The organism is Lentzea sp. NPDC051213 (genome assembly GCF_044455585.1).
Lineage (GTDB): Bacteria > Actinomycetota > Actinomycetes > Mycobacteriales > Pseudonocardiaceae > Lentzea.
On the sequence record NZ_JBITEX010000003.1, the window covers coordinates 538,523 to 550,885 of the forward strand.

Annotated in this window: 13 protein-coding genes; 8 read left to right on the forward strand and 5 right to left on the reverse strand. The window is 69.1% G+C overall.

The features are described from left to right. Window positions 1-62 precede the first annotated feature (62 nt). Window positions 63-503 (reverse strand): hypothetical protein, encoded by a 441-nt coding sequence (locus ACIA8G_RS15650; RefSeq protein WP_396419133.1) that lies wholly within the window; start codon window positions 501-503, stop codon window positions 63-65. A 416-nt stretch (window positions 504-919) separates the two neighbouring features. Here ACIA8G_RS15650 and ACIA8G_RS15655 point away from each other — a divergent pair, with 416 nt between their 5' ends. The 5 genes from ACIA8G_RS15655 (at window position 920) to ACIA8G_RS15675 (ending at window position 7,627) form a co-directional block, all read left to right on the forward strand. Beyond that, window positions 920-3,190 carry a nitrate- and nitrite sensing domain-containing protein gene (locus ACIA8G_RS15655; protein ID WP_396419134.1) on the forward strand — a complete coding sequence of 757 codons (2,271 nt, stop codon included), beginning with the start codon at window positions 920-922 and terminating at the stop codon, window positions 3,188-3,190. After that, entirely contained in the window at window positions 3,187-3,615 is a 429-nt protein-coding gene (locus ACIA8G_RS15660; RefSeq protein WP_396419135.1) for a roadblock/LC7 domain-containing protein, read from the forward strand. Before ACIA8G_RS15655 ends, ACIA8G_RS15660 begins: the two co-directional genes overlap by 4 nt. Then, window positions 3,612-4,058: a DUF742 domain-containing protein gene (locus ACIA8G_RS15665; protein ID WP_396419137.1), complete on the forward strand. Its 447-nt coding sequence runs from the start codon at window positions 3,612-3,614 to the stop codon at window positions 4,056-4,058. The genes ACIA8G_RS15660 and ACIA8G_RS15665 overlap by 4 nt, the downstream gene beginning before the upstream one ends. Beyond that, window positions 4,042-4,626 (forward strand): GTP-binding protein, encoded by a 585-nt coding sequence (locus ACIA8G_RS15670; RefSeq protein ID WP_396419139.1) that lies wholly within the window; start codon window positions 4,042-4,044, stop codon window positions 4,624-4,626. Before ACIA8G_RS15665 ends, ACIA8G_RS15670 begins: the two co-directional genes overlap by 17 nt. A 286-nt stretch (window positions 4,627-4,912) precedes the next feature. After that, window positions 4,913-7,627 carry an XRE family transcriptional regulator gene (locus ACIA8G_RS15675; protein WP_396419140.1) on the forward strand — a complete coding sequence of 905 codons (2,715 nt, stop codon included), beginning with the start codon at window positions 4,913-4,915 and terminating at the stop codon, window positions 7,625-7,627. A gap of 16 nt (window positions 7,628-7,643) precedes the next feature. On the opposite strand, the gene ACIA8G_RS15680 is transcribed toward ACIA8G_RS15675, so the two are convergent. Beyond that, window positions 7,644-8,087 carry a winged helix-turn-helix transcriptional regulator gene (locus ACIA8G_RS15680; RefSeq protein WP_396419142.1) on the reverse strand — a complete coding sequence of 148 codons (444 nt, stop codon included), beginning with the start codon at window positions 8,085-8,087 and terminating at the stop codon, window positions 7,644-7,646. Window positions 8,088-8,203: 116 nt separating this feature from the next. Here ACIA8G_RS15680 and ACIA8G_RS15685 point away from each other — a divergent pair, with 116 nt between their 5' ends. After that, window positions 8,204-9,031: an enoyl-CoA hydratase/isomerase family protein gene (locus ACIA8G_RS15685; RefSeq protein WP_396419143.1), complete on the forward strand. Its 828-nt coding sequence runs from the start codon at window positions 8,204-8,206 to the stop codon at window positions 9,029-9,031. 17 nt (window positions 9,032-9,048) lie between these two features. Here ACIA8G_RS15685 and ACIA8G_RS15690 read toward each other — a convergent pair whose 3' ends face one another. Next, window positions 9,049-9,540 carry a DUF4262 domain-containing protein gene (locus ACIA8G_RS15690; protein ID WP_396419144.1) on the reverse strand — a complete coding sequence of 164 codons (492 nt, stop codon included), beginning with the start codon at window positions 9,538-9,540 and terminating at the stop codon, window positions 9,049-9,051. Window positions 9,541-9,623: 83 nt separating this feature from the next. Beyond that, entirely contained in the window at window positions 9,624-9,995 is a 372-nt protein-coding gene (locus ACIA8G_RS15695; protein ID WP_396419145.1) for a VOC family protein, read from the reverse strand. A gap of 59 nt (window positions 9,996-10,054) precedes the next feature. Between ACIA8G_RS15695 and ACIA8G_RS15700 the strand changes: the two genes are divergently transcribed. Then, window positions 10,055-10,504 (forward strand): MarR family winged helix-turn-helix transcriptional regulator, encoded by a 450-nt coding sequence (locus tag ACIA8G_RS15700; RefSeq protein WP_396419146.1) that lies wholly within the window; start codon window positions 10,055-10,057, stop codon window positions 10,502-10,504. Here the strand turns inward: ACIA8G_RS15700 and ACIA8G_RS15705 are convergent. Further along, window positions 10,501-11,292, reverse strand: coding sequence for a GNAT family N-acetyltransferase (locus tag ACIA8G_RS15705; RefSeq protein ID WP_396419148.1), 792 nt, complete (start codon window positions 11,290-11,292; stop codon window positions 10,501-10,503). The two genes, ACIA8G_RS15700 and ACIA8G_RS15705, sit on opposite strands and share 4 nt — an antisense overlap. A 77-nt stretch (window positions 11,293-11,369) precedes the next feature. Between ACIA8G_RS15705 and ACIA8G_RS15710 the strand changes: the two genes are divergently transcribed. After that, window positions 11,370-12,293 (forward strand): RNA polymerase sigma factor, encoded by a 924-nt coding sequence (locus ACIA8G_RS15710; RefSeq protein ID WP_396419149.1) that lies wholly within the window; start codon window positions 11,370-11,372, stop codon window positions 12,291-12,293. Window positions 12,294-12,363 lie beyond the last annotated feature (70 nt).

A 12,363-nucleotide genomic window follows, 5' to 3' on the forward strand; every position in this document is an offset into this window, starting at 1 on the left:
ACGCTCGGGCCCGGCCGCGGCCCGAGCACCGGCAAGATCGTCCACTCCGGACACGGCGACCTTCAGATTCCTTTTGGGACGGCGAGGATCCGGCGCGTGGTCGCCACCACGGTGCAGACCGACGGGAGCACGTGCCTCGGTCCCGGTTCCTTGACCCATCGCCAATCCGTGCCCGGAGTCGGGATCACTGTGTGAGTACCTGCGCGCTGCACGCCGGGCAGATCGATGGCCAGGCCTGGCGTGGCCGGCTGGGTGAGGAAGGTCCAGAGCGTGCCGTCGGGGTTCGCGATGACGGGGCCCGAGAGCATGGCGATGCCGAGTTGGGTGTGGACCTGGGTGGCGAGAGGGGCGGGCATGACGATCGCGTCGAGGGTTCGCCCCAGCGCGATGGCGAGGTGTCGCTCGTGGATCGAGATGCTCACCGGCCAGCCGAACCGCTCCTCGTAGTGCATGCGGGCCGTCGCGAGGTCCAGGAGCCATTGAGGCAATGCGGAAGTCTTCATTTTTCACACACCTGCCGGGTCGCAGCGATGTCATGTTCAGGTATAAGCGACAGGACCCGGCAATGGCGAAAAGGGGCGGTAAAGAACTGCGCGCTTCTGCGACCGGGCTTCGGTGAATAGTCGCACCGGCGCGACGGCGCGGTATGTCGGAGATGGTGACGTGCGGTTTACATTCCTTCACATGGTATTAACTCGAACCGCTGTCACCGATAGTGATGGTGCGATCACCCTGACCTGGGGTTACGCCGAACGGTAGCCGATCGCCGTCACCAGGGGTAATAGATGGGCGGGCTGGTCCACCGTTCGTCGTATTGACAGTGTTTTGACCTCGTGCAACGTTATCGCGTGCCCAGGCGGGGGCAATGGCCGGGAATCGTTTTCGTGGGCGGATGTCGATTCCACAATCGGAGGACGCTGTGAACGCACGCCACCAGTCAGCGTCCGGCATCGGCGCACCTGCCGAACTCTTCAAGCGGTTGATCACGCCGCGGACGATTCGCCACCGGTTGACTCAGATCCTCCTGGTGTCGTTGGCGCTCGTGCTGGCCCTGCTCGGCGTGACGATGGTCGGTCAGTTCGCCGACTACTCCGCCGCCTCCAACACTCAGAAGGCTGTTTCGCTCGCGCTGACCGTGCAGGACGTGGCGCATGAACTGCAACGCGAGCGCGGACTCACCAACGGCATGCTCGGCGGCGAGTCCCGCTACGCCGCGACGATGGGTCCCCAGCGGGAAGCGACCGACAAAGCGTTGGGAACGTTGAACAACGCCGTCGCGGACGACAGCACGCCCGGTGCACCCGCGGTGCGCGCCGCGCTCGATCGGCTCAACCTCCTGGTCACGACCAGGCAGAACGTGGACGCGGGTCGTGCTGACAAAGCCGCCACGTTTCAGTGGTACACCGCCGGAATCGCCGCGCTGAACGAGGTCGAACCCGGTCTCGACCAGGCGCGCGACTCGGACCTCAGGCGCGGCTTGCAGGCGCTCGGTGCGCTTGGCGCGGCCAAGGAGGCCACCGCGCAGGAACGCGGATTCCTCAACGGTGTCTTCGCCGCGGGCCGTTTCGGTGCGGGCGAGTACATCCGCTTCACCGAGATCCGCGCGGCCAAGCAGGTCGCGCTCGCGGCGTTCCAGCGCGACGCCGGCGTGGCCAGGCGGGCCCAGTTGGACGGCAGTCTGAAGACCGAACTCGCTCTGAAAGCCGCCGACTCCGAGACAAAAGCCGTCGCGTCGGCGCAGGGGCCGATCGCCGAGCGCGTCGATCCTGTCGAGTGGTGGACGCAGATGACCTCGGTCGTCGACCAGATGCGGGAGGTGCAACGCGCGGTCGGCGAGGATCTCCGGCAGCGCGCGGCCGGCCTGCGCGACGACGCGACCGGTGCGTTGGTCGTGTTCCTGATCCTGGCCGTGCTCGCGATCTGTCTCGAGGTGGCGTTGGTGGTCGGCAGTCTGCGGTCGATCGTCCGGCCGCTGGCCGTACTCGCCGCGGAGGCGCACGACATCGCTGCCCGGCGGCTGCCGGACTCGGTGGCCAGCTGGCACGCGCCGGGCGCGAGTACGCCCGCTCCGCCGGAACCGGTGCGCGCGCCTGCCCGTGCCGGGGATGAGATCGCGTCGGTCGCGCATGCTCTGGATCGGGTGCAGAGCACGGCTTTCGAACTGGCCGGCGAGCAGGCCCTGTTGCGCCGCAACACCACCGAGTCGCTGGCCAACCTGGGCAGGCGCAACCAGAACCTGGTCCGCCGACAGCTCGGCTTCATCAGCGAGTTCGAGCGCGAGGAGCTCGACCCAGCGGCGCTCGCGAACCTGTTCGAGCTGGACCACCTCGCCACCCGCATGCGCCGCAACGCCGAGAGCCTGCTCGTGCTCGTCGGCGAGCAGAGCCCGCGGCGGTGGGCCGAACCGCTCGCCATCACCGACGTCATCCGTGCCGGACTGTCCGAAGTGGAGGATTACCGGCGGGTTGCGCTGCGCCGCGTGGACACCGTGCACGTGACCGGCGCGGTGGTCAGCGAACTGGCGCACATGCTGGCCGAGCTGATCGAGAACGCGCTCGCGTTCTCGCCGCCGGACCTCGAGGTGGAGATCCACGGCCGGCGCCTGGGCGACCAGTACATGCTCGCGGTCGTCGACCACGGCGTGGGCATGTCGCGGGAGCAGCTGGCCAAGGCCAACGCCCGGCTGCGCGGCGAGGAGGACTTCATCGTCGCGCCGACCCGGTTCCTCGGCCACTACGTGGTCGGCAGGCTGGCCGAGCGGCTCGGCATCGAGGTCGAGCTGACCGTGTCCCCGGTCAGCGGAATCGTCGGCCGGCTCCTGCTTCCCGCGGAAATCCTCGCCGACAAACCTGTGGTCGCACCAGCGGTCGTACCGGCGCAGGCACCGGCCGAACCGACCGGGGAGATCAGGTGGCCGGTGGTCGAAGCGGACGTCCCCACCACCAACGGCACCGCCACCGCGGTGCTGCAGCGACCACCACGCGTCGAGACCCCCGAGCCCAGCCGGACCACGCGCAACGGCCTGGTGAAACGCAACCCCAGGAACAAGACCATCGAAGCCAGGCCGAACCCGCCCCGCCCGGCCCACGTCGCGGTGGAGGAGCGGTCGCCCGAGGAGGTCCGCACGATGCTGACCCGGTTCCGCTCGGCACATCAGCGCGGCACCGACGAGATCGAGGAGTCCCCGTGACGGCCGACGTTCGGCAGAAAGACCCGCAGACCTTCAACTGGATGATGGTCAACTTCGTGCGGAGCACCGACGGCGTGCGCGACGCCGTCGCGGTGTCGTCCGACGGGCTGCTGATCGCCATGTCCGACGGTCTGACCCGCGACGCGGCCGATCGGCTGGCCGCGATGGTGTCCGGGCTGGTCAGCCTGTCGCGCAGCGCGGCGCGCAGCTACGACTTCGACGGCCTGAAGCTCGTCATGATCGAGATGCAGCGAGGTTTCCTGCTGGTGTCGGCGATCGCGGACGGCAGCAGCGTCGGCGTGATCGCGGACGCTTCCTGCGACATCGGCCTGGTCGGCTACGAGATCGCGGTGCTCGCCGAACGCGCGGGCACGTTGCTCAACCCGGCGCTGATCACAGAACTACGAGAAACCCTGCGGCGATGAACTTCGAAGACCCACACCGGCTCCCGGATCCCAGGATGATCCCGGCGAGCCGACCGCAGTCCTGGTTCGAACCGGCCGCCGACGCGCCTGCGGACCCGCGCCAGATCAGGGAGTCCGAAGTGGACGAACTGGTGGTGCGGCCGTTCATCGTCACCAGCGGGCGGACCCGGCCGGTGCGCGACGACCTGCGGATCGAGACGTTGGTGCAGGCGCAACCGGCCGCGTTGTCCGCCCCACTGCAGTTCGAAGAGCGCGCGATCGTCCGCCTTTGCCAGCGGCCGCTGTCGACCGCGGAGATCGCGTCGGCGCTGGGGGTGCCGATCGGGGTCGCGCGAGTGGTCATCGGTGACCTGGCCACGGCCAGGCACGTGTCGATCGCGGAGTCCGGTGAGCTGCCGCTCGCCACCATCGAAAGGATGCGCGACCTTGTCCGGGCGCTCTGACCCCTCACGCGGCCCCTCCTCGGCGAAGATCGTCATCTCCGGCGGGTTCGGGGTCGGCAAGACCACCTTCATCGGCGCGATCTCCGAGATCGAGCCGCTGGTCACCGAAGCGGCGATGACCGAGGTCGCGGTCGGCGTCGACGACTCCGGCGCGTTGCCGGACAAGCACACCACCACGGTCGCGCTGGACTTCGGCCGGATCACGCTGGACGAGTCGCTGATCCTGTACCTGTTCGGCACACCGGGCCAGGACCGCTTCGTGTTCCTGTGGGACGACCTGGTCGACGGCGCGCTGGGCGCGATCGTGCTGGTGGACACCCGCCGCGTCGAGGACTGCTACCCGGTGCTGGACTACTTCGAGGTGCACGGCACGCCGTTCATCGTCGCGGTCAACCATTTCGACCAGGCCCAGATGTTCGACCTCGACGAGGTGCGCGAGGCATTGGGCGTGGATCAGCACATTCCACTTGTCGCTTGCGACGCGCGAGACCGCGAGTCGGTCAAGGAAGTCCTCGTCGCGGTGATCGAGCAGGTGTTGCTGCAACGGTTGAGCGGCGCCAGGGCATAGGCGTTTCGGCGTTGGCGGGGCGAAGCCCCCACCCCAGTCGGGGGCTTCGCCGCCTGTCCCCCCGGATCCCCGGCGGGGGCGCGAGGCCGTTCACTCGGAAGGCCCGGCGATGAGAGTGCGCTGAAAGCCGGGCAGCACGAAATGCCGGGCGCAGCGCTCCTGTCCGGCTTCGATGACACCCCCAATGCTGGCCATCGAAGCCGGACGTGTGGTGTATAGCGTGGTTGTGTTGTCAGGCGCCGGAGAGCGACGCACCTGACAACTCGATCCGAGGGGAAGACGTCAGGTGCCAAGACCAGAGCGACCGCTGGAGCTCGATGGGACCCCTCTTGTCGAGTTCGCCGTTGACCTGCGGCTTTTGCGTCAGGACGCGGGCGGCCCGTCCTACCGCGAGCTCGGGAAGCGCGGCGGCTACTCCGCGACGACGCTCGCCGAGGCCGCGGGCGGGCGCCGGTTCCCCACTCTGGAGGTCACGCTCGCCTACGTCCGCGCGTGCGGCGGCGACATCGAACTCTGGGAGCAGCGGTGGCACTCTCTCGCGGCCGAACTCAATGCGACGGTCGCTATCGAGCCGGACGTCGCCGAGCCGGACGATGACGACGAGGCGCCCTATGTCGGGTTGTCCGCCTATCGCGCCGAGGACGCGTCACGGTTCTTCGGCCGGGAACGCCTTGTCGAAGATCTCCTCACTCGTGTGCAACGGCAGAAATTCGTCGCGGTGTTCGGCCCGTCCGGGTCGGGAAAGTCGTCGTTGATTCGCGCGGGACTTCTTCCGCAGCTGCCGGCGCACATTCTTCTGACGCCGGGCGAACATCCGTTGCAACTGGTGCCCGGTTTCCCGGCCGACCAGGAGACCGTGATCGTGGTCGACCAGTTCGAAGAGGTCTTCACCCTCTGCCAGGACCCGGACGAACGGTCTCAGTTCATCGCCGAACTGCTCAGTCGCAGAGCGGTGCTCAGCGTGCGGGCGGACTTCTACACGCACTGCTGCATGATCCCCGAGCTGGCGGCCGCGCTGCAGGACGCCCAGTTCACCGTCGGCCCGATGACGGCCGAGGAGCTGCGCCAGGCGATCACGTTGCCCGCGATGAAGGCGAACTGCACGGTCGAGGGCAACCTCGCCGCCACGCTCGTCGCGCACGCCCACGGCCGGGCGGGTGTGCTGCCGCTGCTGTCGCACGCGTTGCTGGAGACCTGGCGTCGTCGCAGCGGAAATCGGCTCACGCTCACCGGATTCCAGGCCGTCGGCGGCATCGACGGGGCGCTCGCGAAGACGGCCGAGGCGGTCTACGGCTCGTTCGACGCACGCCAGCAGGACCGCGCGCGGGACCTCTTCCGGCGCCTGGCCGTGCTGGGCGAGAGCACCGAGGACACCAAACGCCGCATCTCCCCCGCTGAGCTCGACGACGACCAGGACACCGCCGTGGTGCTGGAGAAGTGCACCGCCGCACGGCTCGTCGTGCGCGACACGGAGAGCATCGAGATCACCCACGAGGCGCTGATCCGCACGTGGCCACGGTTGCGGGAATGGCTGAGCAGCGACCGCGACGGGCAGCGCGTGCACCGGGAGCTGACCCACGCCACCGAGGTGTGGGAACAACTCGACCGCGACCGCAGCGCGCTGTACCGGGGAGCCCGGCTGGCGATCGCCCGCGAGTGGGCCACCCGATCTCAGGCGCTCACGGCTCGCGAACGGGCGTTCGTCGAGGCCAGCACCGATGCCGAAGCCGAGGAACACGTGCTCGCCCGGCGCCGGGCGAAACGCCTCACCTACCTGGTCGGCGTGCTCGCGGTGCTGTTGACCGTCTCGGCGGCGACGACGATCTACGCCGTGCGGGCGCGCAACGAGATCACGTCGCAACGCAACAGCGCGATCGCCCAGAACCTCGCGTCCGAGGCGGTGGTGGAGCACCGCGCGAACCCGTCGCTCGGGCTGCAACTCGGCCTCGTCGCGCACAACCTCGCCGCGACCCGCAAGACCCGTGACGGCGTGCTGAGCACCCTGGCCACCGTCGTGACCGCTCACGACGAGGCGGTCTACGCGGCGACGTTCAGCAAGGACGGCACGCTGGCGACGGCGGGCCGCGACCGGCTGATCCACCTGTGGAACGTCGACGACCGGCGCAAACCGGCGCGGCTCGGCACCCTCACCGGCCACACCGGCGCCGTACGCGCCCTGTCCTACCGCCCGGACGGAAAGGTCCTCGCGTCCAGCGGCGACGACGGCACCGTGCGGCTGTGGAGCGAGCAGCAGCAGATCGCCGTGCTGACCGGCGAGGGGGCTGTCCGCGCGGTCTCGTTCAGCCCGGACGGGCGCACTGTCGCGGTCGGCTCCAGCACGGGCGTGGTGCGGCTGTGGAACGTCAGCGACCCGCGCAACCCCGTCGAGACCGCCGTGCTGCGGGGCCACACGGACGCGGTGCGCGGGGTGGCGTTCAGCCCCGACGGCAGGACGCTCGCCACCGGGAGCGACGACCACAGCGTGCGGCTGTGGCAGGACGGCGCCGAGATCGCGACGCTGTCGGGCAACCGGATCGACGTGTACGACCTGACGTTCAGCCCGGACGGGCGCACGCTCGCGGTCGGCAGCGGCAACGACAAACCCGTGCGGCTGTGGGACGTCTCCGACCCCCGCAAGCCTTCCGAGCATCCCGCGCTCATCGGCCACGAGGACGTCGTCGGCAGCGTCGCGTTCAGCACCGACGGGCGCACGCTCGCGTCCGGCAGTGACGACCGCACGGTGCGACTGTGGGACGTCAGCGATCCCCGGCACGTCACCGAGATCGCCACCCTGACCGGAGCCGCCATCGCCGTCGCCGACATCGCGTTCAGCCCGGACGGCCGGACGCTGGTGTGGACCATGTTCGATCCGACCATGCGGCTGCTGAACGCGAACCTCGACGCCGCGATCGCCGAAGCCTGCGACTCGGCGGGGCCGCGCCTCACCGAGGACGAGTGGCGCCGGCACGTTCCGGACGTCCCGTACACCCCACCCTGCTGACCGGCCCGCCAGGTCCCTACTCGGGAGCGGCGAAGACGACCTCGCTGACCGGCACCTCGTTGCCGGCGTCGTCCAGGAACGCCACGCGCACCGGCCGATCTCCGTGGCGCGTGCGCCGCAACGCCGATGGTCCAGAGGGCCGCGGCAGGTTGCTGTCACCCCACTGCTGGAAGGCGGCCAGCACGATCAGGAGGTTCTTCCCCGCGGCCGTCAGGTGGTAGCTGTCCCTGGGCCTGCTGCCCGCCTCCTGGTAGGTGCGGGTGTCGATGACGTCCGCGTCGATCAACGACTTCAGCCGTGCGCTGAGCAGGTTCGGCGCGATCCCGAGCGCCTCGCGGATCTCGCTGAACCGGTGATGACCTCGGAAGATCTCCCGAATGATCAGGAGCGACCAGCGTTCGCCGAGGATCCCGACACTCCGCTCGATCGAGCACGCAGGCTCGTCGGAATAGACCCTCATGCCGCTCATCCTAGCCGAACTTGTGAACTGAAACTCAGCAATCATCACTCCTATCTGAGTTGTGTTTATATATCCAGACTGTAGAGTGGAGACTCAACCGGAACGGAAGTAGGACCATGAGCCAAGACGCCGTCCACGTGCAGGAGATCTCGCCCGCGTACTGGCAGGTGACCTTCGACAACCCGCCGCTCAACGTCGTCGACACCGCCTTCCTCGCCGGCCTGCGCGAGGTCGTGGACCGCATGGAGGCGAGCGACGAGGTCCGCGTCATCGTGTTCGACAGCGCCATCGACGACTTCTTCCTCGCGCACTTCGACATGACGGGCCAATCCGTGCCCGCCGCACGCGAGATCGGCCCGTCCGGCCTGCCCGGCATGACCGACCTGTTCACCCGCCTCGCGTCCGCGCCGGTCCTGTCGATCGCGAAGATCCGCGGCCGGGCCCGCGGCGCGGGCAGCGAGTTCGCCCTCGCGTGCGACCTCCGCTTCGCCAGCGAGGAGAACGCCGTGCTGAGCCAGCCCGAGGTCGGGGCAGGCGTCATCCCCGGCGGAGGCGGCGTGGAACGCCTGGCACACCTGGTCGGCCGCGCACGCGCGCTGGAGATCATCATCGGCGCGGACGACTTCGACGCGCGGACCGCGGAGCGCTACGGATACATCAACCGCGCGGTCCCCGACGCCGAGCTGGACGCGTTCGTCGACGCGTTCGCCCGCCGAGTCGCCTCCTTCGACAAGCGGCCCGTGGCCTCCGCCAAGCAGCTCACCGACCGGGTGACGCTGCCCGCGACCGAACACCTGCTGGAGAGCCAGACCGCCTTCGGCAGGGCGCTGGCCTGGCCGGAGACGCAGCAGCGCGTGGCCAAGCTGTTCAAGAAGGGCATGCAGCAGCCCGGCGACCTCGAGATCCGCTTCGGTCACCACCTCGCTGACCTTCTCGAGGACTGAGGGCTGGCCGCGCCCTCTCAGGCAGTCGGTGGGTCGGCGGTGTGGCGCGACCGCATCCCGAGGACCGGCTGCCCACCTCGGCCGCCGCGATAGCCGCGGTCCCACGGCCACCGACCCCGATCGTCCGCGTGCACCAGTTGCAGAGCACGCAGTTCGGTGCCGTAGAGCTCGACCGCCATCCGCAGATGCGCGGAGGGCTCGGACAACTCGACGTACTCGATGAGCGGCCCGCCGATCAGTTCGACCTGCACGCCCGCCGCCGGCACGTCGGCGTGCAGCAGGTGGGCCGCGACGGCGTTCAGCAGTTCTTGTGACCGGTCGAGCGCGAGGCCCGTCACCACCAACTCCGGCCTGCCGTGCGCGGTGAGGCCCACCGTGTAGGCCCACGGCGGATGCACCCGATCTCGTTCAACTCCTTGTACCGCCCAGCCGCACTTGCGGATGACCGCGCGCAGATTTTCGAGGTAGTCGCTCAGTTCGGCGGTGGGATGGTCGCAGGCCCAGCACATGGTTCCTCCTCGGCATCGTGGATGTGACACCACTATGCCGACGAGCACCGACAAGATCGTCCACTGCGGACACCGGCCAGACCTCAAGCCTTGTCGTGGATGGTGATCGCGTACCCGTCCGGGTCGGAGAAGGCGAACGTGCGACCGAACGGCCCGTCGAACGGCGCCGTCACGATCGGGACGCCGTCGATGACCAACTGGTCGTGCAGGGCTTGCGCGTCGTTGGCGTGCAACCACAATGCGACCCCCACGCCCGGACGTGGGTGCACCGCGTCCAGGTCCACCCCCGGCAGTGGCTCCCGCACCGCGAACGAGATCGGCGCGGTGTCGAACACCACCGCACCGGGCGGGTTGGCGGGCAGCCTGTGCAACCCGAGGTGAGCCTCGTAGAACGAGGCCGCGCGCTCGAGGTCGCGCACCTGCAGGGCGAGGAAATCTGGTCCGGTCACAGTCATGTCGTCCTCCACTCGGATGTCAATGTACTGACATCCGAACGGTATGTCATCATGCTGACATGGGTCAAGGCGAGATGGTCGGTCCGCTGGACAAGGCAGTCGGTTACACGTTGAAGCGAGCGGCTGTCGCGCTGCGCACCGCCATGGACGCCGCCCTGCGTCCGCTGGATCTGACCGTGCCCCAGTACTCCTGTCTCGAAGTGCTCTCACAACAACCGGGACTGTCCAACGCGGAGCTGGCGCGGGCCGTGTTCGTCACCCGCCAGTCGATGAACCTGGTGCTGCGCGGACTGCAGGACCGCGGACTGGTCACCCGGCCGGCGACCGCGCCGCACGGCAGGGCCCTGCCCAGCGAGCTCACCGTCGCCGGCCGCGCGCAGCTACGCGCCGCCAGCAGCGTCGTGCGTGCGGTCGAACAGCGGATGCTCACGCCGTTCTCCACAGCCCAGCAAGACCGGCTGCTGCACGATCTCGCCGTCTGCGTCGACGCGCTCGCTCCCCACGACTAGAGCCCTTTCTCCGTCCACCGCCAGTCCTGCCGCTGATACAGGTCCTGCAGCCCGGCTCGCCGCAGGTTGTTCAACGACCTGTTGCTCTGCCCCGGCTCGGGCACACCGGTCTCCGCGACGACCCATCGGCAGCCGGCCTCGTGCGCGGCCTGCGCGCGGGCCGCGATCAAGGCCGACTGGGCGCCGCGACCGCGGTACTCGGGCAGCGTGCCGCCCGTGTTGATGGAGCCGACGTCGCCGTGCACGAGCAGGTTGCCGCCCGCGACCATGGTGTCGCCGTCCCACGCGGCGAAGCCGTGGAAGTCCGGGTTCGAGACGCTGTTCGCGACCATCTCCGACAGCGGTGTGCCTGGGGCGCCGAAGCTCTTGAGGATCACCTCACCCCACTCAGCGGCGTCGCTCTCGGCGACTCGGGTGATGCGGAAGTCGGTCTTGGCGATCTTGACGTCGCTGGTCGCGCACCCCAGCTTCACGATCGAGCCGGCCTCCTCGAGGCCCACCTCGGCTGCGAGATCGGTGAACGAGTCGGGAAGGACGTGCGGCGCGAACTGCAGGACCGCCGTCGTCGCGTCGCAGGACCGGTAGAAGTCGAGGATGCGCTCGACCAGCTCCGGCGTGACGGTCTCGGTGAACCCCAGCGCCTTGCTCCAGTACGAGATGGGGTCGTGGCGCATGTGCAGGGCGACGCCGCCCGCGAGCCGGACCGCGGTCACGCCGAGAGACTCGGGCGCGGCGGCTTCGTACTGGTACATGAACTCCGCTTCGGCGGATTCGCTTTTCTGCTGCATGCCCATCCCGATGCGAGGCGCGGCTCGGAAGTTCGAACCTGGGGAAGTGTCGTGGCTCACATTCGTACACTCGTGCTGTGCACGCCAGCGAGGGGCTTCCGGACGCCGAGTTGACGCTGTGCGCGCAGGCAGGTGATGTCGCCGCTCTGGGCGTGCTGCTCCAACGGCACCAGGCAGGCATGAAGGCCGTGGCGCTGACGGTGCTGGGGCACCGGCCTGAGGCGGACGACGCGGTGCAGGACGCCGCGCTGACGGCCCTGCGTCGCATCGGGGACGTGCGTGACCCCGCGGCGGTGGGCGCGTGGTTGCGGGCGATCGTGCGCAACTCGTGCCGGATGCGGTTGCGCAGCGGCATCGACTCCGGAATCCCGTTGTCCGACACCTTGATCTCGGCGGAGCCGAGCCCGGACCAGGTCGTCGAGACGCACGCGCTGCAGGACTGGATCTGGACCGCGATGGGAGAGCTCTCCTCTCCACTCCGCAAGGTGCTGATGCTGCGGCACTTCAGCGGGGTGACCGCGTACGAGCACATCGCCGAGGCGTGCGAACTGCCCGTCGGCACCGTCCGGAGCAGGCTCAACCAGGCGCGGACCAAGATGGCCGCGGCCTTGCTCGCCACCGCCGACAGCACGCACGACAGCGCTGCCGATCTGAACGGGGCGACGCGTCGCGAGGCAGTGGAGACCCTGGCCGCGGCGGAGGCAGGGCGGTTCCACGAGGTGGCCGCCGAACGGTGGTCCTCCCGGTTCAAGATGGTCGGCGGGCGCGGCCAGCAGTACGGACTCGATCAGACTCTCGCCGCGATGGACCGCGACCTCGAAGCGGGCGTGCGGCAACGGCCCGTCAACACGATCGCCGGGCGCGACGTCGCCATCTGGGAGATGGACCTGATCAGCCCGCCGGACGATCCGGAGCACTGCCCTCCGTCCGTGGTGTGGCTGATGACCATCGGGGACGGCCAGGTCCAGCGACTGCGCCTGTTCCACCCCGACCGAGGGTGACCTGGATCACCACGCCGAGTTCGAACTTCGTCCCCTGCTCCGCATCTCGTCTGTGTCGCAACGGCACTGA